This window comes from Rhodophyticola sp. (assembly GCF_965284195.1).
GTDB lineage: Bacteria > Pseudomonadota > Alphaproteobacteria > Rhodobacterales > Rhodobacteraceae > Rhodophyticola.
The window spans coordinates 2,927,501-2,949,627 of the sequence record NZ_CBDIRM010000001.1 but is presented as its reverse complement, the minus strand read 5'-3'; the positions used below and the strand labels follow the sequence as shown (position 1 = coordinate 2,949,627).

Genomic DNA, 22,127 nt, shown 5'->3' with positions numbered 1-22,127 from the left:
CCATGGCAGATCGATCCGGCGGGAGCGCGGGCCGCGCCGCCTTTCAGACCGCTGAGTGGCCGGTTGCATCCGGTGGCCCTCAGGCCCGTGCGTCGCATCCGCAGGGCGCGGCTTCGGCCAGGGGCGCCATGGCAAGCAGGGAGCAGAGAGCATGATCGACAAGCAGCCGGATCCGCCCAATCCCTTTGCCAATGTCGGCAGGCCCGCCTTCGTCAAGGGGGGAACCCAGGCCAAGAAGATGTGGGCCATCGTGACCACGGTGGGCTTTGCGATCTTCTGGTTTTCCGGCCTGTTTCTGGCCGCTGAGGTATTCGGGCCCCGCGATCTCACGATCTGGCCCGCGATCCTGACACCGGTCGGTCTCGTGATCGGGCTGATCGGTCGGGTGTTGATGGCTCGGGAGGGTGCCTGATGTTTTATCGTGAAGCCGGTGATTTCAAGACCACCTACGCCAAGGACAACCAGACCTTCCCGATCGCCTTCGACCGGTACCGGTACTATTTCGTCCTGTTCGTGGCGATCGGCGATCGTGCCCTTCGTGATCAACGATTACTGGGCCAATGCGATCCTGCTGCCGTTCCTGATCTATGCGATCGCGGCAATCGGCCTGAACATCCTGACCGGGTATTGCGGGCAGGTGTCGCTGGGCACGGGCGGGTTCATGGCGGTGGGGGCCTACACCTCCTACAAGCTGATGACGGCGTTTCCCGGGCTGGACATGGTCACGATCACCCTTCTCTCGGGTTTCATGACCGCAATCGTGGGCGTGATGTTCGGCCTGCCAAGCCTGAGGATCAAGGGATTCTATCTGGCGGTGGCCACGCTGGCGGCGCAGTTCTTCCTCGTCTGGCTCTTCAACAAGGTGCCGTGGTTCTACAACTATTCCGCCTCCGGCCAGATCAACGCGCCGGAACGCACGATGTTTGGCATGGCCGTTACCGGGCCGAACGCGGAAAGCTGGGTGAAATACCTGTTCTGCCTGGCTTTCGTCTTCGTGCTGGCCTGGATTGCGCGCAACCTGACGCGCGGGTCGATCGGGCGGCAGTGGATGGCGATCCGGGATATGGATATCGCGGCCGAGATCATCGGGGTGAACCCGCTGAAGGCCAAGCTGACGGCTTTTGCGGTGTCGAGCTTCTATGTGGGTGTCTCGGGCGCGCTTCTGTTCACCGTTTATCTGGGCGCCGTCGAAGTGGGCGAGGCCTATGGCATCACCAAGTCGTTCCTTGTGCTCTTCATGATCATCATCGGCGGGCTGGGCAGCATCTTCGGCGCCTTCGCCGGTGCGGCCTTCATGGTGTTGTTGCCGGTGCTGCTGAGAAACATCCTGACCGACGGGATGGGCTGGGACACGGCCCTTGCCACGCATTTCGAGTTCGTGATCGTCGGCGCGATGATCATGATCTTCCTGATCGTGGAACCGCACGGGCTGGCCCGCCTCTGGGCGCTGGCCAAGGAGAAACTGCGACTTTGGCCCTTCCCGCATTAGGGCGCGGCCTTGAACCATACGACCGGGCACAACCCCGGCATCCAACAAAGATCAACCAAATGGGAGGATACCCGATGAAGACATTAGCAACCCTTGCCGTCGCCACGGTGATGGCCGCAGGGCCCGCGCTGGCGGACCTTGTGTTCCCCGATCTCAGCTACCGGACCGGGCCCTATGCCGCGGGCGGTATCCCGTTCTCGGACGGGTATCAGGACTACATGACCCTGCTCAACCAGCGCGACGGGGGCATCGGCGGTGTCGAGGTGCGGGTGGTCGAATGCGAAACCGCCTATAACACCGAGCGCGGCGTGGAATGCTACGAGAGCACCAAGGGCGAGGGCGCGCTTGTCTATCAGCCGCTGTCCACCGGCATCACCTATCAGCTGATCCCGCGCGCGACCGCAGACGGCATTCCGCTTCACACCATGGGCTACGGCCGGACCTCGGCCTCGAACGGCACGGTGTTCAGCCACGTGTTCAACTATCCCGCGAACTACTGGGATGCGGCATCGGTGATCATCAACCAGCTGCTGGAGGAAAACGGCGGCTCGCTGGAAGGCAAGACCATCACGCTTCTCTACCACAACTCGGCCTATGGCCGGGAGCCGATCCGTACGCTGGAAACGCTGTCCGAGATGCATGGTTTCGAGTTGAGCCAGCTGGCGGTGGACCACCCCGGTCAGGAGCAGGGTAACCAGTGGCTGACCATCCGCCGCGAGCGCCCGGATTACGTGATCATGTGGGGCTGGGGCGTGATGAACCAGGTCGCGATTCAGGAGGCCGCCAATATCCGTTTCCCGATGGAGAATTTCATCGGCAACTGGTGGGCCGGGGCCGAGCATGATGTCGAACCCGCAGGCATGGACGCCAACGGCTACCGCGCGCTGAACATGAATGTGTTGGGCGATCTGCCGGTCTTCGACGAAATCCAGGAGTATGTGATCAATGCGGGTCTGGCCGCAGGCGACGGCACCAATCTGGGTTCGGTGCTCTACACCCGCGGGATGTATGCCGCGATGCTGGCGGCCGAAGCGGCCCGTACCGCGCAGGAAATCCACGGTGTCGCCGATATCGACGCCTCGATGATGCGGGACGGGATGGAAGCGCTGGTGATGACCAACGCGCGGATGGAAGAGCTCGGCATGCCGGGTATCGGGCCGGAGTTCACCGTGACCTGCGAAGATCACGGCGGATCGGGCATGGCGCGGATGCAGCAGTGGAATGCGGAAGCCGGCGAGTGGGTGACGCTGACCGATTTCATCGCCCCCGATGACAGCGTGACCGACCCGCTGGTCGCCGAGGACAGCGCCGCATTCGCAGCGGAAAACAACATCGAGCTGCGCTGCAACGAAAGCTGATCTGAGAGAGCCCGGCGGCGGCGCAGCCGCTGCCGCCGGGATTTGCGTATTTGGAACAGGAAGCCGCGGTTTTCCGCAGCTTGGAGTGGGAGAGCCACGCGATGCTGGACACCGAGTTGCATGGGGACGGGAAAGCCCCGGAACTGGATGGGGCGGAGACGCTTCTGGAAGTCAACAATATCGAGGTGATCTACAACCATGTGATCCTGGTGTTGAAAGGCGTATCGCTGAACGTGCCCAAGGGTGGCATCACCGCATTGCTGGGTGGCAACGGCGCTGGCAAGACCACGACGCTGAAAGCGATTTCCAACCTGCTGCATTCGGAACGCGGCGAGGTGACCAAGGGCTCGATCCACTATCGCGGAGAGCGGGTGCAGGATCTGAACCCCTCCGATCTGGTGGAGCGCGGCGTTATCCAGGTGATGGAAGGCCGCCATTGTTTCGAACATCTGACGGTGGAGGAGAACCTGTTGACCGGCTCCTATACCCGCAAGGACGGGCGTGCCGCGATCGATGCGGATCTTGAGAAGGTCTATACCTATTTCCCGCGCCTGAAAGAGCGGCGCAAGAGCCAGGCGGGCTATACATCCGGCGGAGAGCAGCAGATGACGGCGATTGGCCGGGCATTGATGTCGAAGCCCGAGACGATCCTGCTGGACGAGCCGAGCATGGGGCTGGCCCCGCAGCTTGTCGAAGAGATTTTCGGGATCGTGAAAGACCTGAACGAGAAAGAGGGCGTGAGCTTTCTGCTGGCCGAACAGAACACCAATGTCGCGCTCAGATTTGCCCATTACGGCTATATTCTGGAAAGCGGGCGCGTGGTGATGGACGGACCCGCCGCCGATCTGCGCGAAAACCCGGATGTGAAGGAATTCTATCTGGGTGTCGGCGATGACGGGCGCAAGAGCTTTCGCGACGTGCGGTCCTATCGCCGTCGCAAACGCTGGCTGAGCTGAGCCTCGTGTTACGGGATGCGTTCGTATCTGCGGCCAGGGTTGCCGAAAGAGGGCTCGAACGGATCGGGCGCCGCAAGGGCGCACCGGTGTTGGACCCGTATATCGGCTATGCGACGCCCGAGGGCCGGGTGCTGCGGGCCCGTGTTCTGACCCATCTGCGGGCCTCCGAGCCCGATCCGGAGCAGTCCCGCCTGACCAATCTGCGGCAGATGGCGTCGCTGTTCATAACCGATGAAGTGGCCGGTGTGGCCGTCCTGTCCGAAGGGGTGGAAGCGCTGAGCGATGCCGAAGGCTATGTGACGCTCACGCTGCCCGGCGCTGGTGCCGGGCCGTGGGACGATGTGCCGATGCGGATTGCCGGGCGACCGGACAGCGAGGTTATCTGCCCGGTGCAGGTGCCAGGCGAGACCGCGCGCTGGCTGGTCATTTCGGATGTCGACGACACGATGATCGAAACAGGCGCCCATTCGCTGGCCCGGAACCTGTGGACGACCTTTACCGGCTCGGCATTGACCCGGGTGGTGCATCCCGATGCGGTGAAGCTGATGGCGACATTGGCCGAAGGCGGGCGCAACCCGGTCTTCTATGTCTCCTCCTCCCCGTGGAACCTGCATGATTTTCTGGAAGGCCTGTTCGCCCGGGCCGATCTGCCGCGGGGGCCGATGTTCCTGCGCGATCTCGGCGTGTCGCCCTCCGGCGGTATCGGGGCGGGGCATCTGGACCACAAGAGTGCCGCGATCGACACGATCCTTTCCGCCACGCCGGATCTGCCGGTGCTGTTGCTGGGCGACAGCGGACAGAAGGACGCGCATGTCTATCGCGATGCGATCAGGCGGCATCCGGGCCGGGTGCGTGGCGTGGCGCTGCGTGAGCCCGCCCCCGGTGTTGGCGCGGATGATGCCGCCGCCATGGCCCAGATCGAAGCGGCAGGCGTGCCCTGCTATCATGGCCCCGGTTTCGGCGGCGCATTGGAATACTGGGGGCTGACCCCCGAAGACGAACAAAGGCAGGCGTGACCATGGCAGATCAAGCGCAAGAATTTTTCGACCGGCTGGAGACGCGCAGCGCCGACGAACGATTGGCCGATCAGCTGGCGGCGGTGCAGGCGCAGATCGAGCGGGTGCTGAGCGCGCCGGAGAGCTGCCTGCCCGGGATCGCGCCGATCAAGGACCTTGACGATCTGGCGCGCCTGCCGGTGCTGCGAAAATCGCAGTTGAGCGACTGGCAGGCGGCGGCGCTGCCCTTCGGCGGTATCCCGGTGGCCAATGTCGCCCATGTGTTCCAGTCGCCCGGGCCGATCTATGAACCCGGAGGGATAAGCCATGACTGGTGGCGCATGGGGCGGTTTCTGCATGCGGCCGGCATCGGCGCGGGCGATGTGGTGCAGAACTGCTTCGGCTATCACCTGACCCCTGCGGGGATGATCTTCGAGTCCGGTGCGCGCGCCGTGGGCGCCACCGTGCTGCCCGCCGGTGTGGGCCAGACGGAATTGCAGGTGCGCGCGGCCAGGGATGTGGGCTCCACCGCCTATGCGGGTACGCCGGATTATCTCAAGGTGATCCTCGACAAGGCAGCGGAGATGGGTGTGACGCTTTGCATCACCAAGGCGGCCGTGGGCGGCGGTGCGCTGTTTCCCAGCCTTCGTCAGGATTATGCGGATCGCGGCATTTCCTGTCTGCAAAGCTACGCCACGGCGGATCTGGGCAACATCGCCTATGAAAGCCCCGCGATCGAGGGGATGATCGTGGACGAGGGCGTGATCGTGGAGATCGTGCGCCCGGGCACCGGTGACAGGGTGGCAGAGGGCGAGGTGGGCGAGGTCGTAGTAACGACGCTGAACCCCGATTACCCGCTGATCCGGTTCGCCACCGGCGATCTGAGCGCGGTGATGTCCGGGCAAAGCCCGTGCGGGCGCACCAACATGCGGATCAAGGGATGGATGGGCCGCGCCGATCAGACCACGAAGATCAAGGGGATGTTCGTGCGCCCCGAACAGGTGGCCGATTTCGTGGCAAAGCACCCCGAGATCGCCAAGGCCCGCGTCATCGCTACCCGGGAGGGGGAGATGGACGCGATGACCGTTCAGATCGAGGCCGAGGGCGGGGCCGCCGATGCCTATGCGGGCAGCATCGTGGACAGCCTGAAGCTGAAGGCCAGGATCGAGCTGGTCGCCCCGGGAAGTCTGCCGAACGACGGCAAGGTGATCGACGATCAGCGGGTTTACGACTAGATCTATCCACCCTCGGCCCGGTGAGAGCGGTCTGCGCTACGCATCTCGTTCGGGCTGACATAGCCGTCATCATTCACATCGATCCTGTTGAAAGCCATCCGGTAGGCGCCAAAGGTGCGAATCCGTCGCGACGTCGGCTGACCATAAGCGGCCATGATGCGGATAAAGTTGCCGAATTCATCGAAGCTGAGATGCTCGTCATTGTTGATGTCGGCAGCAATGAAGGTGGCGACAGCGCGTTCGCTGAAGGGCCCTTCACTCTCTGCCAGAGCCGGTGTTCCAAATGCGAGAAGGGCCGCCGCGGCGTAAGGGATTTGGGCTTGGATTGGCATCGGATTACTCCACCAGAGATGCAGACAACGGAACTTAAAGCGATTCGGCTTGTCCGGTTTCGAAATGCACAAACATCGGCGAGAAGCCGCTTGATAGCCGATGTTATCGGGTAACATCGGCCGTCATGCTATGGGTTGGCCAAACTGTCCAAGAGGTTCAAAAAATGAGATCGAATTACCTGATTTTTTTTGCATTGGCTGCAATCGCCCCAACCATGGCTGCGGGGGATACAGCACTGGTTGTCGGCAACAGCCGCTATGACGAGGCCGCCACGATCCGCGCGGCGGACGACTTGCTCGATGCGACGCGGGCGCTGGCGACCGCCGGCTTCGACGTGATCGAGGGGGAGGATCTGTCGGCCGCCGAAATCCGCGCGCTGGGCTCCGATTTGCTGGCCACCGGGGAGGACGCCCGGATGATCATTGCGCTGGGCGGACATTTCGCGCAATCGGAAGCCACGGACGGCGAAAGCTGGTTTCTGGGCCGCGAGACGGATGCGCCCGATCTGGCAACCGTCGGCGGGCAGGGGATCGCGGTAAGCACGATACTGGATATCGCGGCGATGGCCGCAGGCCGTGCGGTGGTGCTGCTCGGCACCGAGGACCGCGCGATCGAACTGGGCGCGGGGCTGCAGCCGGGGATCGGCGATCTGGATGTGCCGCAGGGTGTCACCGTGATAACCGGCGAGGCGCGCGAGATCGCCCGGTTCCTGCGCGGGGACCTGCTGGAACCCGGCATGGCAGTGGCCACGATGCTGTGGGATTCCGACAACCTGATCGGGTTCGGGTTCCTGCCCACGGGCCTTGCGTTCATCGATGCGCCCGAAGCGGAGGGGGGCGCGGCCGATGCGATCGTGCCGCCTGCCTCCGTCGAGGTTTCGGACGAGGCGGAGATGGCGCTTTGGGCGGCGGCGACGGAGCTGGATACCGAAGCGTCCTACAGGGCGTATCTGCAACGCTATCCCAACGGCCCGAATGCCAACGAAGCACAGGCGCGGATGGTCGCCCGGGCGCTGAATCCAGCACAGCGTGCCGAACGTGCGGAGGCGGAATTGTCGCTGAACCGCGCCGCGCGCCAGGACATTCAGCGCGATCTGTCGATCCTCGATTACGATCCGCGCGGGATCGACGGTATCTTCGGACCCGGCTCCCGCGCCGCGATCCGGGGATGGCAACAGGCCACGGGATACGACCCGACTGGGTTTCTGACCCGCGAACAGATTGCCCGGTTGTCCGACATGAGCGATCTGCGCGCGGCCGAGCTGGAGCGCGAGGCGCAATTGCGGGCGGAGGAACAGGAACGCAACGACCGCGCATTCTGGGATGCGACCGGGCAGGGCGGCGACGAGGTCGGATTGCGGGCCTATCTGGAACGCTATCCCGATGGGGTGTTCGCCGATATCGCCACCGCAAGACTTGACGATATCGAAGCCGCCGCGCGCCAGGCTGCAGCGGCGGAGGAAGGCGCGGCATGGGACCGGGCCCGGGACGCCGACACTGTGGAGGCCTACCGGACCTATCTGCAGACCTATCCCGACGGATCGTTTGCAGCTGCGGCCCAATCGCGGATCGCCGAGTTGCGGGGCGGCGGGCAGGACCCCGCATTGCTGGCCCAGTGGGAGGCGCGCGAGGCGGCGCTGAACCTGCCGACGGTCACGCGGCAGTTGATCGAGCAGCGGCTGGCGGCGCTGGGCCTGGACCCGGGCCGGGTCGACGGCCAGTTCGACGAGAACACCCGGCGTGCGATGCGTCGGTATCAGCAGGCGCGCAATCTGGAGGTCACGGGTTTTCTGGATCAGGGGACCGTTGTGCGGTTGCTGGCGGATTCCGTAGGCGCCATTATCCGGCAATGAGGTGTAATCCGTGCAAGGACCCCGGCGATGCGCAATTGGAAATCTGTGGCGCTTGTCGCCGGTGTTCTGGTTGCGCATCCGACCGCGTCGCAGGCGCAACCTGCCGCTGAACTGGCTGCGGCGCGTGCGATCCTGAACCAGCTTCAGCCGCGCTCATTCGCCGAGAACCGGGAGTATTGCGGCTATATCGGCGTGTTGGGCGATGGCCGCTACATGGCGACGGATGTCACCCGGGGGCGCAATGACAGCTGCCTTTCCCGGGCCGATGAAAGCCGGTTCGTCGGGGTGACGGCCTCCTTCCACACCCATGCGGGGTTCGACCCCGGTGCCGATAGCGAGGTGCCGTCGAGCACGGATGTGGAAGGCGACATGTCCGAAGGGGTGAACGGCTATGTCGCCACGCCGGGCGGGCGGCTTTGGTTCATCGACGGGCGCACAGGCGTGGCGACGCAGCTCTGCGGGCCGGGATGCATGGGGCAGGATCCGGATTTCGTGGCCGGAGACGCGGGGCCGATCGCACAACGCTATACCTTGCAGGAGCTTCGGCAGCGGGAAAGCCAATGGTAGGGCGGAGCGGAACCGGGTCCGCTGGCCGCGCGCTGATGATACAGGGCACCGGCTCGGATGTGGGCAAGTCGATGCTGGTGGCGGGGCTGTGCCGGGCGGCCCGCAGGCGCGGCCTGTCGGTGGCGCCCTTCAAGCCGCAGAACATGTCGAATAATGCCGCCGTCACCGGCGATGGCGGAGAGATCGGGCGCGCGCAGGCATTGCAGGCGATGGCCTGCGGGCTGGAGCCGCTGACCGACATGAACCCGGTTCTTCTGAAACCGGAAACGGATGTGGGCGCGCAGATCGTCGTGCAGGGGCGGCGGATCGCGTCCGCCTCCGCGCGCGGCTATGGCGACTTGAAACCGACGCTGATGGCGGCGGTGATGGAGAGTTTCCGGCGCCTCACATCGGCCCATGACCTTGTGATCGTGGAAGGGGCGGGCAGCCCCGCCGAGATCAACCTGCGGGCTGGCGATATCGCCAATATGGGCTTTGCCCGGGCGGCGGATGTGCCGGTGGTGCTGGTCGGCGATATCGACCGTGGCGGCGTGATCGCCCAGATCGTGGGAACGCAGGCGGTTATCGAGCCAGAGGACGCCGCGCTGGTGGCGGGGTTTCTCGTCAACAAGTTCCGCGGCGATGTCAGCCTGTTCGACGACGGGTACAGGTTTATCGCCGACCGGACGGGATGGCCCGGCTTTGGTGTGTTGCCGTGGTTTGGCGATGCCTGGAAGCTGCCGGCGGAAGACGCGCTGTCGCTGCACGCACCGAAGCGGGAGCAGGGGTTTCACATTGTGTGCCTCGCGCTGTCGCGGATCGCGAATTTCGACGACCTTGACCCGTTGCTGCAGGAACCGGGGGTGCGGGTGACGATGCTGGGACCGGGCCGGGCCCTTCCCGGGGATGCCGATCTGGTGATCGTGCCGGGCACGAAATCCACCCGTGGCGATCTGGCATTCCTTCGGGCGCAGGGCTGGGATCTGGATCTGGCGGCCCATCACCGGCGGGGCGGGCACATCCTCGGGATCTGCGGAGGGTACCAGATGCTGGGCCGTGTGGTCGCCGACCCGGATGGGATCGAAGGGCCGGCGGGGGAGACCGAGGGGTTGGGGTTTCTGGAGATCGAGACGGTCATGACCCCGGAAAAGCGGCTCTGCGAGGTCGAGGCCGTGCATGGCGCCAGCGGGGTGCCGTTTCGCGGCTATGAGATCCATATCGGGCAAAGCGACGGTTCCGACCGGGCAAGGCCGTTTGCCACGGTGGCCGGGGCCGCCGAAGGCGCGATCAGTGCCGATGGGAGGGTGGAGGGAAGCTATCTTCACGGGATGTTCCGCGATGACAGGTTCCGCGCGGCCTGGCTTGGGCGGTTCGGGGCTGCGACTTCGGGCCTTGTCCATGGAGAGGCCGTGGAACGGACGCTGGATGCCCTCGCCGACCATATGGAGGCGCATCTGGATATCGGCAGCTTGCTGGGCCTGGCGCGGTAACGGGTCGTCAAACGACGGGACAAAACAACAAAAAGCCGCCCGGGGGGCGGCCTTTTCAGCTCATGCGCATATGGCTCAGCCCTGGCGGGCTTTGAACCGGCGCTGCGTCTTGTTGATCACATAAACGCGGCCCTTGCGGCGCACGACGCGGCAATCGCGATGGCGCTGCTTGAGCGAGCGGAGCGAGTTCCTGACCTTCATGGCCTGTCTCCTTCGTCGCGGCGCGGCGATGCGCCTTGGGGTTAAGCCCTTGAGAAAAGGGCGTGAATGGTGGGCGATACTGGGATCGAACCAGTGACCCCTTCGATGTCAACGAAGTGCTCTACCGCTGAGCTAATCGCCCGTGTGACACCGAGATGGGCTCAGGCCGACGGACGGCCCGGTCCGGCACCCGCCGCACAGTGAAGCCGCTCTATAAAAGGAGTCGGGGGGTGGTTCAAGAGCTTTCAAAGGCTTTTGGTCATTGTGAGAATCCGCCTATATTCGAAGGAAGGAAAGGGTCTTCATGCCGCGTCACGCCTACCGCCTTGATATGCCGGATCGCCGATCGACGCCGGTGATTGTCGCATCGCCCCATTCCGGGCGTCATTATCCGTGGAGTTTTACCCGCAGAACGGTGCTTGACGAACGTGCGATCCGGTCTTCGGAAGATGCGTTCATGGACATGCTGGTGGCCGATGCGCCGAGGCTTGGGGCGCCGCTTCTGGCTGCTGAATTCCCCCGCGCCTATGTGGATCTGAACCGAAATGCCGACGAACTGGACCCCGGGGTGGTGGCGGGTGTCAAACGCGCCTCGCAGAACCCGCGGATCAGTTCGGGCCTCGGGGTTATTCCGCGCGTGGTGGCCAATGGCCGCGTGATCTATCGCGGCAAGCTGAGTCTGGATGAGGCGGAGGCGCGGATTTCACAGGTTTGGCGGCCCTATCACCGACAGCTGGAAGAGTTGGTCAGCGGCGCGCAGGCGGTGTTCGGCCAGTCCATCCTGCTTGATTTCCACTCGATGCCGCACGAGGCGCTGGATGCGATTTCCCGGCCCGGCCAGCGGCGCCCCGAGGTGGTTCTGGGCGACCGGTTCGGAGCCTCGTGCAACAGCGCCGTGGTGGAGGAAATCGAAGCGGCATTCGAAGAGGCGGGCCTTGTGGTCAGCCGGAACGCGCCTTTCGCGGGCGCATTCGTGACCCAGCATTACGGGCGGCCGTCGCGCGGGCGGCACGCGGTCCAGATCGAGATCGACCGGTCGCTTTACATGAATGAGCGGCTGATCCGTCCAAACGGAAACTTCCAGAACGTCAAGGCCCTGATCACCGAGGTTCTGCACCGCGTGATCGGGCCGCAGGCCGGGCAGATGCCGCTGGCCGCGGAGTGATCCGGCCCGGTCGCGCGTGGGCGCGGCGCCCGCCGATCAGCGCAGGGCCCGGCCCTTGACGATGGCGTCCTTTCCGAAGCGGTCGCGAATGGCGTCGGCGGCGCGTTCGGCCTGATAGCGCTTGGCCTGATCGGGATCGAGCAGGTTGCCCGAACGGTCGGCCTGATCCGACGGCACCAGATCGGACAGGCCGACACCGAGCAGGCGGTAGGGTCTGGTGTGATCGACGGTATCGAAAAGCCCCCGCGCAGTCCGGTAGATACGGTCCGCCATGTGGGTTGCATCGCCCAAAGAGACCCGGCGGGTGATCTGTGTGAAATCGGCGCGTTTCAGTTTCAGCGTCACGACCCGCCCCGCGATGGCCTTTGCCTTGGCGCGGGCGGCAACCTTTTCGGTCATGCGCCAGATATGGCCGTCGAGAATATCGGGGTCGGCGATGTCGTCGGAAAACGTGGTTTCGTTGGAAATGCTCTTGACGGCCCTGTCGCGTTTGACACGTCGGGCATCCTCGCCGCGCGACAGAAAATAAAGCCGGTCGCCCATGGTGCCGAAGCGGTCGGCCAGCGCCTTGCGATCCCATCGCCGCAGATCGGCGAATGTGCGGATCCCGGCCTTGTCGAGGGAGGCCTGGCCGGCCTGGCCAATGCCCCAGATCATGCGCACCGGTTTGTCCGACAGGAACGCCATCGTTTCGGCCTTGCCGATGATGGAGAAGCCGCTTGGTTTGTCGAGATCGGAGGCGAGCTTCGCCAGAAACTTGTTGTGCGAAAGCCCGATGGATCCGGTGATGCCGAGGTCGGCCCGCATCCGGTTGACCAGCCCGGCCAGCATCGCGGCAGGGGGTTTACCATGGAGCCGCGCGGTTCCGGTGAGGTCCATGAACGCCTCGTCAAGGGAAAGCGGTTCGATGGCGGGCGTCATCTCTTCCATCATCGCGCGGATCTGGCGCGACACCTGCGCATAGACCTCCATCCGGCCCCGCACCACGACCGCCTCGGGACAGAGCTTCAGCGCCTTGAACATCGGCATCGCGGATTTCACCCCCTTGATGCGCGCGATGTAGCAGGCGGTGGAGACCACGCCGCGCTTGCCGCCGCCGATGATCACGGGCTTGTCGCGCAACTCCGGATTATCGCGCTTTTCGACCGACGCGTAGAACGCATCGCAATCCATATGGGCGATGGACAGATCGAAAAGCTCGGGATGGGAGATGATGCGCGGGCGCGCGCAGGCCGGGCAGCGGGTGCCGGTCTCGAACATGGTCAGACAGTCGCGGCAAAGCGCGGGCATGATGGATCACCCTTGGCAGACGGGAAGAACATCCGATCTAGGCAAATCTCCCCTCGCAGGCCTATATAGCCGTATGAAACCCGAGGATAACACAATGGATTTTGATCAACTGATTTCGGAGCTTCTTGGCGGCAATATCGTGATCCTGCTTCTAGCAGGGTTCATCATTCTTTGCATTTTCCTTGGCATTCGGATCGTTCCGCAATCCGAGCAGCATGTGGTGGAGCGCTTCGGCCGGTTGAAAGCCGTGCTGGGGCCGGGGATCAATTTCATCATCCCGTTTCTGGACCGGGTGGCCCACAAGGTCAGCGTGCTGGAGCGGCAATTGCCCAATGCGAGCCAAGACGCAATCACCTCGGACAACGTCTTGCTTCAGGTGGAAACCAGCGTGTTCTACCGGGTTCTGGAGCCTGAAAAGACCGTCTACCGGATCCGCGATGTGGATGCGGCCATTTCCACCACCGTGGCCGGGATCGTGCGTGCGGAGATTGGCAAGATGGAACTGGACGAGGTCCAGTCCAACCGGAACCAGCTGATCGAACAGATCAAATCCATGGTCGAGACGGCCGTGAACGATTGGGGGATCGAGGTTACACGCGCCGAGATACTGGATGTGGCGCTGGATCAGGCCACACGCGACGCGATGTTGCAGCAGCTGAACGCGGAACGCGCGCGGCGTGCGGCCGTGACGGAGGCCGAGGGCAAACGGCGCGCAGTGGAACTGGCCGCCGATGCGGAGCTCTATGCCGCCCGGCAGGCGGCCGAGGCGCGCCGTGTCGAGGCAGAAGCCGAGGCCTATGCCACGGGGGTCGTGGCCGAGGCGATCGGCAAAGGCGGTCTGGAAGCGGTGCAGTACAACATCGCGCTGGAACAGGTGAAGGCGATTGCGCAGGTTGCGCAAGGCCAGGGAACACAGACGATCGTGGTGCCGGCGGATGCGGTCGATGCCTTCGGCAAGGCGTTTCAGATGCTGAAGGGGCGCGTCTGATGTGGGGCGAATGGTGGGCCTGGATGGCGGCGGCCCTGATCCTCGCCGTGGGCGAGGTTCTGCTCCCGTCTTTCGTGTTGCTGGGTTTCGCCATCGGCGCGGCGGTCTTGGGACTTATCCTGCTGGTCGGCGGGCCGCTGGCCTTGTGGCTTTCGGCCTCCATCCCGGTGATGCTGCTGGCTTTCGCAGTGACGTCGCTGATTGCGTGGCTTTTGCTGAGGCGGTTCATCGGTCTGCGTTACGGGCCGGTGAAAACCTTCGATCACGACATCAATGACAATTGACGCCGCGCTGCCGCGCGGGCCCTGCTGATCGGGACAACCTTCGGTGGCGCCTCCGGCTCAGCTGTTGGGTGCCCTTGCCTGGGGCGAGTTCATTTCGGCGGTAATGGACTGTGCGGCGCCCCTTGGGTCCGCCGATTGCCAGACGGGCCGCCCCAAAACGATATGATCGGCCCCGTCCGCAATGGCCTCGGCAGGTGTCGCGACACGTTTCTGATCGCCCAGATCGGACCCGAACGGGCGGACGCCCGGCGTGACGATCAACCGGCCTGCCGCCTCCGGCAGCGCGCGGATCAGCCGGGCCTCCTGCGGCGAGGCGATGACACCGTCGGCGCCCGCGTCAAGGGCACGGCCTGCGCGGTCAACCACCAGATCCGGGATCTCGCCGGAGCGGATCAGGCAGGCATCCAGATCGGCCCGGTCAAGCGAGGTCAGCACCGTGACCGCAAGGATCTTGAGCTCCGTGCCCGAAGCGCCCTCCTTGGCGGCGCGGACCACATGCGGGTCGCCGTGAACGGTCAGGAAATCCAGGTCGAAGCGCGCCAGCCGGCTGACCGCCGCCTCGATGGTGGCGGAGATATCGAAGAGCTTCATGTCGAGGAAGATACGCTTTCCGTGATCCTGTATCAGTTCATTGGCAAGACCCAGCCCGCCCGTTGCCAGCATGCCGAGGCCGATCTTGTAGAACCCCACCGCATCGCCGATCTCCTCGGCCAGTCTGAGGCCCGAGAGCGCATCGGGCACATCCAGGGCAACGATCAGTCTGTCATCGGTCACGATTGGTCCCCCCGTTTGGTTTCGGTCCGGTGATTACGGGCAGCGGCGGGGCCTGTCCATCGGGTTGGCCGAAAAATACCCGGATCTCGGGGGTGACGGCCGAGATCCGGGCCAGTTGGAAAGCCCGGCTGTGCTGAGGGCCGGGCCTTGGTGGATGCACGCGACCGGAACAGGGCCGCGCGCATCCTGAGCGAACTCCTCGATACACCTGCAGGGCTGCAAATTCGGTGCATCTTCGGAGCCGCTACTCGGGTGCGCCTTCAGTGCCTCCATGGGACGGGCGAAGAGAGCGGAGGGTTCAATCTTTTCTGGAACCGGCGGGAGGAGATCTTCAGATCGCCTCAATCGGCCTGTGGAATGGGCATTTCGGGACGCCGGTCATCGGTGACGGAACAGGTTTGGCCGCCAAAGCCAGCGCCCCGGCCTCGGAAAAATTCAGGTCGGTCAGGCGGGCCCGGTTGTTGAACCCGAACTCTATGCCGCCCCGATTGCCCCGATGCACGATGATCGGCAGGCCCGCTTCGGTCATCGCATCGACATCGCGCAGGATGGCGCGTGGCGCGCCCTCCAGTTCCCTTGCCAATTGCTTCGAGGTCTTCCGGCCAACGGGATCTGCCGGGCCTTTGCCCTGCCCCTCCCTCGCCGATTGTCCCGCGCGGGCCTTGGCAAGCGGGCCGGTCTGGCGCAGCATGTGTGGATGGTGCGCAGGAAAGACGATATTCAAAGGGCATTGACCGCATTTGACGGGCGGCGCGTCGCGCCATTGAAGGATGCTGTCGGCCTGCCCCTGACCCCGGAGGCGGAGACCGCCATTCTGGATGCGTTGGCCGGGCCGGATCAGGTGGGGGCCACATGGATGGTCAAGGCGCTGGCCGAGGCCGGGCGCCTGTCGGAGGCGCAACTGGCGGAGGCCTTCGCCAATTTTCCGAAACTGACGGAGCCGGACGCGATCCTGCATCTGCTGCAATCGGTGCAATATGCGCCCGGAGCGGCGGAACCCTATCTGCCTGATTTCGTGCGATTGGCCGGGTCTGACAAGCTTTTTCTGCGGGTGTGGACCTTCGATGCCTATTGCCGGGTCGCGGCCCTGAATGGACCGATGGCGGATGTGACAGCCCGTATCGAACAGGGCCTGACAGATCGCTCCAAGGCAATGCAGGCGCGCGCCCGGGCGCTGGCGCGGGAATTTGGCGTGAAAGTGCAGCAGAAATCTTGAGATCGCGTCGACGATTTCCCATCTAGGATTGGAGGCTTGCGACGACCCCGTGCCGCATCAGGGCGGGGCAGAGGCAGGCGCTTTTGAGAAGGAGAGACGTGATGAACTTCGAGAAGTTCACGGATCGCGCACGCGGGTTTGTGCAGGCCGCCCAGACCATCGCGCAGCGCGAAGACCATCAGAAACTGGCCCCCGAACATCTGCTGAAAGCGTTGATGGACGATGATCAGGGGCTCGCTTCCAATCTGATCGCCCGCGCGGGCGGAGACCCCAAACGCGTTGTCGAGGCGCTGGATGTCGCCATGGGCAAGCTGCCCAAGGTGACGGGCGATGCCGGGCAGCTCTATCTGGATGGGCAGACCACCAAGGTTCTGTCCGAGGCTCAGAAACTGGCCGAAAAGGCGGGCGACAGTTTCGTGCCCGTCGAGCGGCTTCTGACTGCATTGGCAATGGTGAAATCGGCGGCCAAGGGCGCGCTTGAAGCAGGCGCGGTCAACGCGCAGAGCCTGAATGCGGCGATCAATGACATCCGCAAGGGGCGGACCGCGGACAGCGCCTCCGCGGAGGACAATTACGAGGCGCTTGGCAAATATGCCCGCGACCTGACCGAAGCCGCACGCGAGGGCAAGATCGACCCGATCATCGGCCGCGACGAGGAGATTCGCCGCGCGATGCAGGTTCTGTCGCGGCGCACCAAGAACAACCCGGTCCTGATCGGTGAGCCGGGCGTGGGCAAGACCGCGATCGCGGAAGGCCTGGCGTTGAGGATCGTCAATGGCGACGTGCCGGAGAGCCTGCGCAACAAGACGCTGATGGCGCTTGATATGGGCGCGCTGATCGCCGGTGCGAAGTATCGTGGCGAGTTCGAGGAGCGGCTGAAGGCGGTTCTGAACGAGATCACCGCGGCCGCGGGGGAGATCATCCTCTTCATCGACGAGATGCACACGCTGGTTGGTGCGGGCAAGACCGATGGCGCGATGGATGCGGCAAACCTCATCAAACCGGCGCTGGCGCGCGGCGAGTTGCACTGCGTGGGGGCCACGACGCTGGACGAGTATCGCAAATATGTCGAGAAAGACGCGGCGCTGGCCCGGCGCTTCCAACCGCTGATGGTGGAAGAGCCGACGGTGGAGGATACCGTATCGATCCTGCGCGGGATCAAGGAGAAGTACGAGTTGCACCATGGGGTGCGTATTTCCGACGCGGCCCTGGTTGCGGCGGCGACGCTGAGCCATCGCTACATCACCGACCGTTTCCTGCCGGACAAGGCCATCGATCTGATGGACGAGGCCGCCAGCCGCCTGCGGATGGAAGTGGACAGCAAGCCAGAGGAGCTGGACGCGCTGGATCGTGACATCCTGCAAAAGCAGATCGAGGCGGAGGCGTTGAAGAAGGAAGACGACGCCGCCTCCAAGGACCGGCTGGAGAAGCTGGAAAGGGAGCTGTCCGATTTGCAGCAGCGATCCGCCGAGATGACGGCGCAATGGCAGTCGGAGCGTGACAAGCTGGAAAGCGCGCGCGGGCTGAAGGAAAAGCTGGACCATGCCCGGGCGGAACTGGATCAGGCCAAGCGCAACGGCGATCTGGCGAAGGCCGGGGAGCTGAGCTATGGCGTGATCCCGCAGCTTGAGAAGGAACTGGCGACGGCGGAGCAGGCCGAGGATGACGTGATGGTCGAGGAAGCCGTACGCCCTGAGCAGATCGCCGCCGTGGTCGAACGCTGGACCGGAATTCCGATGTCCAAGATGCTGGAGGGCGAGCGCGAGAAACTGCTCCGCATGGAGGAGGAGATCGGCAAGCGTGTGATCGGCCAGAGAACCGCCGTCACCGCCGTGTCCAATGCGGTGCGCCGGGCGCGGGCAGGTCTGAATGACGAGAACCGGCCGCTTGGCTCGTTCCTGATGCTCGGGCCGACCGGCGTCGGCAAGACCGAACTGACCAAGGCGCTGGCCGAGTATCTTTTCGACGACGACCAGGCGATGGTGCGGATCGACATGTCCGAGTTCATGGAAAAGCACTCTGTCGCCCGGCTGATCGGCGCGCCTCCGGGCTATGTCGGTTATGACGAAGGCGGCAAGCTGACCGAAGCGGTCCGGCGCAGGCCCTATCAGGTCGTCTTGTTCGACGAGGTGGAAAAAGCCCATCCCGACGTGTTCAACGTGCTGTTGCAGGTGCTTGATGACGGCCAGCTGACCGACGGGCAGGGGCGCACAGTCGATTTCAAGCAGACATTGATCGTGCTGACGTCGAACCTGGGCGCTCAGGCGCTGAGCCAGTTGCCGGACGGGGCCGATGCCTCGGACGCCAAGCGCGACGTGATGGATGCGGTGCGGGCGCATTTCCGGCCCGAGTTCCTGAACCGGCTGGACGAGACGATCATCTTCGACCGGTTGTCGCGCGCGGATATGGATGGCATCGTCGCGATCCAGATGGCACGTCTGGAGAAACGTCTGGCGGATCGCAAGATCTCGCTGGATCTGGATGACGGTGCCCGGACCTGGCTGGCCGATGAGGGGTATGACCCGGTATTCGGGGCGCGTCCGCTCAAGCGTGTGATCCAGCGCAGCCTGCAGGATCAGCTGGCCGAGATGATCCTGGCCGGGGATGTCAGGGATGGCGACACCGTGCATGTCAGCTCGGGAGTGGATGGTCTGATCGTGGGTGATCGGGTCAGTGCGTCGACCCGGCCCAAGCCGGATGACGCGGTTGTGCACTAGATCCCGCGGAGGTTGACAGAAAAGCGCCCCGCCGGTCAGGCGGGGGGCGCTTTCCATTATGCCTTGGTCGTAAATCAGTGGGGCAGCAGAACCGCGTCGATCAGATGCACCACGCCGTTGGAGGCGATGATATCCGCAGTCGTCACGTTCACCGAGTTGTTCAGCATCACGCCACCGCCCGTGCCGTCGGCACGCAGGAAATCGCCCTGAACGGTCGGAATACGGCCGCGCTGTCCGACGATCGCTTCGGCGGGATAGCTGGCGGGCGAGACGTGATAGGTGAGGATCGAGACCAGCTGATCGCGGTTTTCCGGCCGCAGCAGGCTCTCGACGGTCCCGGCGGGCAGCGCCGCGAAAGCGTCATTCGTGGGCGCGAAAACCGTGAACGGTCCAGGCCCGGACAGCGTTTCGGCAAGACCGGCCTCGGTCACCGCGGTGACCAGTGTGGACAAATCGGGCGTGGCAACGGCCAGATCCACGATCGTGGCGGATTGCGCGCGCGCGACCGCGGGAACAAGTGCGGCACCCGCGGCGGCGGCGGTGAGTGCGACCGGAGCGGTCGTGAGGAATTGACGGCGAAGCATGGTTGTTTTCCTTCCCTGGTGTATTGAAGTCGTGTTGTGCAAATGTGGACAGCGGCACACTATGCCGCTGTCCGGTCGAGCAAGGAGATGAGCCTTACATCTCGGGGATGATCACCGTGTCGATCACGTGGATCACACCGTTGGAGGCTTCGATGTCGGCAGTCACGACATTGGCGCCATTCACGGTCACACCGCCTTCGGTGCCGATCGTCAGGTCACCGCCCTGAACGGTCGTCGCGGTCATGCCGTCGCTGAGATCGGTCGACATGACCGCGCCCGGAACGACGTGATAGGTCAGGATTGCCACGAGCTGATCGCGGTTTTCTTCCAGAAGAAGCGTATCTACCGTGCCCTCAGGCAGCGCGGCAAACGCATCATCGGTGGGTGCGAACACAGTGAAGGGCCCTTCGCCTTTCAACGTGTCCACGAGGCCCGCCGCTTCGACGGCGGCGACAAGCGTGGTGAAGGAACCTGCGCCAACGGCGGTGTCGACGATGTCCATGGAATGGCTGTCTGCGAATGCCGGTGCGGCCAAGGCGGTTGATGCCACGAGGGCCAGCAGGGTACGTCTCATCATCTTAGTGTCTCCCATAAGATCGAACGGGTGTTGTCCCGCGCTTTGCCAGATGGAAGCGTTTCGACGCGCGGCAAGATAAGCGATCCGTTGCCGGCGGGCTTGACGAACAGGGATTCGGCCCTAAGCCGCCGTGGTTAACGAAATCCAGTAAAACTGATGTTATCGGGCGTTATCTTTGGTGAGGCGATCAGGTCGTCTTTACTTGCCTCGGCCCCCTCGATGGGAAAGATGACCTGATGAACGCTGGAGGGGTGTATGACCTGGTATCTTGAAGCGATGGCGCTGGCTTTCTGGCTGGTGATCGGTCTCGGCGTGCTGATCGTCCTTGTCGTGGGCGTGCTCGACCGGCTCCAGAAAAGCGACGCGATCCGGCGCAATTATCCCGTGATCGGCCGGTTCCGCGGGTTGTTCACCACCTTGGGCGAATTCTTCCGGCAGTACTTCTTCGCGATGGACCGTGAAGAGCTTCCCTTCAACCGGGCGCAGCGGGATTGGGTGAAACACGCGGCCGAGGGCGGCAGCAACACACTTGCCTTCGGATCGAGCCGGAACATCAGTGTGGTGGGGACGCCGCTTTTCACACCTGACCCGTTTCCGCCGCTGGACGACCAATTCGCCAAATCCGAGCCGATGGAGATCGGGCCGCATGCCCGCATTCCCTTCATGGCTCGGTCGTTCTTCAACATTTCGGGCATGAGCTATGGTGCGATTTCGCAGCCGGCGGTTCGCGCGCTGAGCCGTGGCGCGCGCGAGGCGGGCATGTGGATGAACACGGGCGAGGGCGGTCTGTCGCCCTATCATCTGGAAGGCGGGGCCGACATCGTCTTTCAGATCGGCACCGCCAAATACGGAGTGCGGGATGCGGACGGAAATCTCGACGACGAGAAACTGCGGGCGATTGCCGAAAAGCCCGAGTTGAAGATGTTCGAACTGAAGCTGGCGCAGGGGGCCAAGCCGGGCAAGGGCGGCATTCTGCCCGCCGCGAAGATCACGCCGGAGATCGCCGAGATCCGTGGCATCAGCGCCGGGCAGGACAGCCTGTCGCCGAACCGGCACAAGGAGATCCGCAACTTTGCCGATCTGCTGGATATGGTCGGCCATATTCGTGACGTCACCGGCAAGCCCGTGGGCATAAAAACGGTCATGGGCGGTCTGGAGCCGTTCCGGGAACTGTTCGACCTGATCAACGAGCGGGGCGCGGAAACCGCGCCGGATTTCATCACCCTTGACGGAGGGGAGGGCGGCACCGGCGCCTCTCCCATGCCGCTGATGGATCTTGTGGGGATGTCGATCCGCGAGGCGCTGCCGCTTCTGACCGATCTGCGCAACAGGGCCGGTCTGAAAGACCGCATCCGCATCGTTGCATCGGGCAAGCTGGTCAATCCGGGCGATGTGGCCTGGGCGCTGGCGGCAGGTGCGGATTTTGTAACATCGGCGCGCGGTTTCATGTTCTCGCTTGGCTGCATTCAGGCGCTCAAATGTAACAAGAACACCTGCCCGACCGGCATCACGACCCATGATCCGCGCTTTCAGGCCGGTCTGGTCGTCGAAGACAAGGACAAGCGCGTCGCAATGTACGGCAAATCCATCGTCAAGGAAGTCGAGACGATTGCCCATTCGGTCGGCGTGTCTGAGCCGCGCCTGCTGCGCCGCCGGCATGTACGGCTTGTCCAGCCGGATGGCACGTCAATCCCGATGAACGAATTGTTCCCGACAGATCGCGCGCCGCAAACAGTTTCGTGAGGTCGCATGCTTTGGCTTGGGCGCGCGCAATGTTTTAGGGCAGTGTGCCGCCAAACAAGACGGAGACTGACATGGCCGGACGATATCGCTCCCCGCTCACATGGGATGATGTGACACCCAGAAGCCTCTATCTGAACCGTCGCCAGATCATGGCCGGCAGCGGGGCGCTGTTGGGGGCCGGGCTGATCGGCGGCCGCGCACAGGCGCAGGATCTGCAGCCCAACAGCTGGGAAGAGATCACTAACTACAACAATTTCTACGAGTTCGGCACGGGCAAGGACGACCCCGCCCGAAACGCACATATGATGACGACAGAGCCCTGGTCGATCCAGAT

Annotated in this window: 22 protein-coding genes, 1 tRNA gene and 1 pseudogene (1 of these 24 cut by a window edge); 16 read left to right on the top strand and 8 right to left on the bottom strand. The window is 63.9% G+C overall.

Going from position 1 to position 22,127, the window contains the following annotated elements; translation table 11 throughout:
- Positions 1 to 151 precede the first annotated feature (151 nt).
- The 6 genes and pseudogenes from ACQ651_RS14815 to ACQ651_RS14790 all read left to right on the top strand — a co-directional run bounded on the left by ACQ651_RS14815 (position 152) and on the right by ACQ651_RS14790 (position 6,033).
- Positions 152 to 412 carry a hypothetical protein gene (locus ACQ651_RS14815; protein WP_430449696.1) on the top strand — a complete coding sequence of 87 codons (261 nt, stop codon included), beginning with the start codon at positions 152 to 154 and terminating at the stop codon, positions 410 to 412.
- Positions 412 to 1,489 (top strand): annotated as a pseudogene (locus tag ACQ651_RS14810) (branched-chain amino acid ABC transporter permease). The gene ACQ651_RS14815 and the pseudogene ACQ651_RS14810 overlap by 1 nt, the downstream one beginning before the upstream one ends.
- 74 nt (positions 1,490 to 1,563) lie before the next feature.
- Positions 1,564 to 2,847, top strand: a complete 1,284-nt coding sequence (locus ACQ651_RS14805) for an ABC transporter substrate-binding protein (protein WP_430449695.1) — start codon at positions 1,564 to 1,566, stop codon at positions 2,845 to 2,847.
- Between the two features lie 101 nt (positions 2,848 to 2,948).
- Positions 2,949 to 3,803 (top strand): ABC transporter ATP-binding protein, encoded by an 855-nt coding sequence (locus ACQ651_RS14800; RefSeq protein WP_121897658.1) that lies wholly within the window; start codon positions 2,949 to 2,951, stop codon positions 3,801 to 3,803.
- Positions 3,804 to 3,889: 86 nt separating this feature from the next.
- Entirely contained in the window at positions 3,890 to 4,819 is a 930-nt protein-coding gene (locus ACQ651_RS14795; RefSeq protein WP_430449694.1) for a phosphatase domain-containing protein, read from the top strand.
- 2 nt (positions 4,820 to 4,821) lie between these two features.
- Entirely contained in the window at positions 4,822 to 6,033 is a 1,212-nt protein-coding gene (locus tag ACQ651_RS14790) for a phenylacetate--CoA ligase family protein (protein WP_430449693.1), read from the top strand.
- Positions 6,034 to 6,035: 2 nt separating this feature from the next.
- Here ACQ651_RS14790 and ACQ651_RS14785 read toward each other — a convergent pair whose 3' ends face one another.
- A complete protein-coding gene (locus tag ACQ651_RS14785) occupies positions 6,036 to 6,365 on the bottom strand; it encodes a hypothetical protein (RefSeq protein WP_227285890.1) in 330 nt (109 codons plus the stop codon).
- 164 nt (positions 6,366 to 6,529) lie between these two features.
- On the opposite strand from ACQ651_RS14785, the gene ACQ651_RS14780 reads away from it, so the two are divergent.
- Genes ACQ651_RS14780 through ACQ651_RS14770 form a run of 3 tightly spaced genes read left to right on the top strand, consistent with a single transcriptional unit; the run spans position 6,530 to position 10,254 of the window.
- The gene (locus tag ACQ651_RS14780; protein WP_430449692.1) at positions 6,530 to 8,218 is read left to right on the top strand and encodes a peptidoglycan-binding protein; all 1,689 of its coding nucleotides are present in this window, start codon (positions 6,530 to 6,532) and stop codon (positions 8,216 to 8,218) included.
- Between the two features lie 27 nt (positions 8,219 to 8,245).
- A complete protein-coding gene (locus tag ACQ651_RS14775) occupies positions 8,246 to 8,785 on the top strand; it encodes a DUF4329 domain-containing protein (RefSeq protein ID WP_430449691.1) in 540 nt (179 codons plus the stop codon).
- A 35-nt stretch (positions 8,786 to 8,820) separates the two neighbouring features.
- Positions 8,821 to 10,254 (top strand): cobyric acid synthase, encoded by a 1,434-nt coding sequence (locus ACQ651_RS14770; RefSeq protein WP_430449690.1) that lies wholly within the window; start codon positions 8,821 to 8,823, stop codon positions 10,252 to 10,254.
- Positions 10,255 to 10,329: 75 nt separating this feature from the next.
- Here the strand turns inward: ACQ651_RS14770 and ykgO are convergent, their stop codons facing one another.
- On the bottom strand, positions 10,330 to 10,455 hold the full coding sequence (gene ykgO, locus ACQ651_RS14765) for a type B 50S ribosomal protein L36 (RefSeq protein ID WP_010141322.1): 126 nt from the start codon (positions 10,453 to 10,455) through the stop codon (positions 10,330 to 10,332).
- Between the two features lie 67 nt (positions 10,456 to 10,522).
- Positions 10,523 to 10,597, bottom strand: a tRNA-Val gene (locus tag ACQ651_RS14760).
- A 162-nt stretch (positions 10,598 to 10,759) separates the two neighbouring features.
- Here ACQ651_RS14760 and ACQ651_RS14755 point away from each other — a divergent pair.
- Entirely contained in the window at positions 10,760 to 11,620 is an 861-nt protein-coding gene (locus ACQ651_RS14755; RefSeq protein WP_227285894.1) for an N-formylglutamate amidohydrolase, read from the top strand.
- Positions 11,621 to 11,656: 36 nt separating this feature from the next.
- Here the strand turns inward: ACQ651_RS14755 and ACQ651_RS14750 are convergent, their stop codons facing one another.
- Positions 11,657 to 12,910: a DNA polymerase IV gene (locus ACQ651_RS14750; protein WP_227285895.1), complete on the bottom strand. Its 1,254-nt coding sequence runs from the start codon at positions 12,908 to 12,910 to the stop codon at positions 11,657 to 11,659.
- Between the two features lie 94 nt (positions 12,911 to 13,004).
- On the opposite strand from ACQ651_RS14750, the gene ACQ651_RS14745 reads away from it, so the two are divergent.
- Positions 13,005 to 13,898 (top strand): SPFH domain-containing protein, encoded by an 894-nt coding sequence (locus ACQ651_RS14745; RefSeq protein WP_227285896.1) that lies wholly within the window; start codon positions 13,005 to 13,007, stop codon positions 13,896 to 13,898.
- Positions 13,898 to 14,182 carry an NfeD family protein gene (locus ACQ651_RS14740; RefSeq protein WP_227285897.1) on the top strand — a complete coding sequence of 95 codons (285 nt, stop codon included), beginning with the start codon at positions 13,898 to 13,900 and terminating at the stop codon, positions 14,180 to 14,182. Before ACQ651_RS14745 ends, ACQ651_RS14740 begins: the two co-directional genes overlap by 1 nt.
- A 57-nt stretch (positions 14,183 to 14,239) precedes the next feature.
- On the opposite strand, the gene pyrF is transcribed toward ACQ651_RS14740, so the two are convergent.
- Positions 14,240 to 14,956 carry an orotidine-5'-phosphate decarboxylase gene (pyrF, locus tag ACQ651_RS14735; protein WP_227285898.1) on the bottom strand — a complete coding sequence of 239 codons (717 nt, stop codon included), beginning with the start codon at positions 14,954 to 14,956 and terminating at the stop codon, positions 14,240 to 14,242.
- Positions 14,957 to 15,287: 331 nt separating this feature from the next.
- The gene (locus ACQ651_RS14730) at positions 15,288 to 15,647 is read right to left on the bottom strand and encodes a hypothetical protein (RefSeq protein ID WP_430449689.1); all 360 of its coding nucleotides are present in this window, start codon (positions 15,645 to 15,647) and stop codon (positions 15,288 to 15,290) included.
- 6 nt (positions 15,648 to 15,653) lie between these two features.
- Here ACQ651_RS14730 and ACQ651_RS14725 point away from each other — a divergent pair, with 6 nt between their 5' ends.
- On the top strand, positions 15,654 to 16,172 hold the full coding sequence (locus tag ACQ651_RS14725; protein ID WP_375551342.1) for a hypothetical protein: 519 nt from the start codon (positions 15,654 to 15,656) through the stop codon (positions 16,170 to 16,172).
- 101 nt (positions 16,173 to 16,273) lie between these two features.
- Positions 16,274 to 18,889: an ATP-dependent chaperone ClpB gene (gene clpB / locus ACQ651_RS14720; protein WP_227285901.1), complete on the top strand. Its 2,616-nt coding sequence runs from the start codon at positions 16,274 to 16,276 to the stop codon at positions 18,887 to 18,889.
- A gap of 74 nt (positions 18,890 to 18,963) precedes the next feature.
- On the opposite strand, the gene ACQ651_RS14715 is transcribed toward clpB, so the two are convergent.
- Together ACQ651_RS14715 and ACQ651_RS14710 are read right to left on the bottom strand one after the other, a co-directional pair.
- Positions 18,964 to 19,473: a fasciclin domain-containing protein gene (locus tag ACQ651_RS14715; protein ID WP_227285902.1), complete on the bottom strand. Its 510-nt coding sequence runs from the start codon at positions 19,471 to 19,473 to the stop codon at positions 18,964 to 18,966.
- Positions 19,474 to 19,567: 94 nt separating this feature from the next.
- Positions 19,568 to 20,050 (bottom strand): fasciclin domain-containing protein, encoded by a 483-nt coding sequence (locus ACQ651_RS14710; protein ID WP_227285903.1) that lies wholly within the window; start codon positions 20,048 to 20,050, stop codon positions 19,568 to 19,570.
- A gap of 255 nt (positions 20,051 to 20,305) precedes the next feature.
- On the opposite strand from ACQ651_RS14710, the gene ACQ651_RS14705 reads away from it, so the two are divergent.
- Together ACQ651_RS14705 and msrP are read left to right on the top strand one after the other, a co-directional pair.
- Positions 20,306 to 21,793, top strand: a complete 1,488-nt coding sequence (locus ACQ651_RS14705; protein WP_430449688.1) for an FMN-binding glutamate synthase family protein — start codon at positions 20,306 to 20,308, stop codon at positions 21,791 to 21,793.
- Positions 21,794 to 21,864: 71 nt separating this feature from the next.
- Positions 21,865 to 22,127, top strand: partial view of a protein-methionine-sulfoxide reductase catalytic subunit MsrP gene (gene msrP, locus ACQ651_RS14700; protein WP_430449687.1) — the 5' end (the start) only. It continues 640 nt past the right edge of the window; 263 of the gene's 903 nt are visible here — the first part of the coding sequence; its start codon is at positions 21,865 to 21,867; the stop codon falls past the right edge of the window.

Coding starts and splice junctions, on each gene's coding strand:
- ACQ651_RS14745 (WP_227285896.1), top strand. CDS start 13,005: ATGGATTTTGATCAACTGATTTCGGAGCTTCTTGGCGGCAATATCGTG.
- ACQ651_RS14770 (WP_430449690.1), top strand. CDS start 8,821: ATGATACAGGGCACCGGCTCGGATGTGGGCAAGTCGATGCTGGTGGCG.
- ACQ651_RS14755 (WP_227285894.1), top strand. CDS start 10,760: ATGCCGCGTCACGCCTACCGCCTTGATATGCCGGATCGCCGATCGACG.
- ACQ651_RS14730 (WP_430449689.1), bottom strand. CDS start 15,647: ATGCTGCGCCAGACCGGCCCGCTTGCCAAGGCCCGCGCGGGACAATCG.
- ACQ651_RS14785 (WP_227285890.1), bottom strand. CDS start 6,365: ATGCCAATCCAAGCCCAAATCCCTTACGCCGCGGCGGCCCTTCTCGCA.
- ACQ651_RS14715 (WP_227285902.1), bottom strand. CDS start 19,473: ATGCTTCGCCGTCAATTCCTCACGACCGCTCCGGTCGCACTCACCGCC.
- ACQ651_RS14815 (WP_430449696.1), top strand. CDS start 152: ATGATCGACAAGCAGCCGGATCCGCCCAATCCCTTTGCCAATGTCGGC.
- ACQ651_RS14750 (WP_227285895.1), bottom strand. CDS start 12,910: ATGCCCGCGCTTTGCCGCGACTGTCTGACCATGTTCGAGACCGGCACC.
- ACQ651_RS14775 (WP_430449691.1), top strand. CDS start 8,246: ATGCGCAATTGGAAATCTGTGGCGCTTGTCGCCGGTGTTCTGGTTGCG.
- ACQ651_RS14725 (WP_375551342.1), top strand. CDS start 15,654: ATGGTGCGCAGGAAAGACGATATTCAAAGGGCATTGACCGCATTTGAC.
- ACQ651_RS14740 (WP_227285897.1), top strand. CDS start 13,898: ATGTGGGGCGAATGGTGGGCCTGGATGGCGGCGGCCCTGATCCTCGCC.
- ykgO (WP_010141322.1), bottom strand. CDS start 10,455: ATGAAGGTCAGGAACTCGCTCCGCTCGCTCAAGCAGCGCCATCGCGAT.
- ACQ651_RS14805 (WP_430449695.1), top strand. CDS start 1,564: ATGAAGACATTAGCAACCCTTGCCGTCGCCACGGTGATGGCCGCAGGG.
- ACQ651_RS14705 (WP_430449688.1), top strand. CDS start 20,306: ATGACCTGGTATCTTGAAGCGATGGCGCTGGCTTTCTGGCTGGTGATC.
- ACQ651_RS14780 (WP_430449692.1), top strand. CDS start 6,530: ATGAGATCGAATTACCTGATTTTTTTTGCATTGGCTGCAATCGCCCCA.
- ACQ651_RS14800 (WP_121897658.1), top strand. CDS start 2,949: ATGCTGGACACCGAGTTGCATGGGGACGGGAAAGCCCCGGAACTGGAT.
- clpB (WP_227285901.1), top strand. CDS start 16,274: ATGAACTTCGAGAAGTTCACGGATCGCGCACGCGGGTTTGTGCAGGCC.
- ACQ651_RS14790 (WP_430449693.1), top strand. CDS start 4,822: ATGGCAGATCAAGCGCAAGAATTTTTCGACCGGCTGGAGACGCGCAGC.
- ACQ651_RS14710 (WP_227285903.1), bottom strand. CDS start 20,050: ATGATGAGACGTACCCTGCTGGCCCTCGTGGCATCAACCGCCTTGGCC.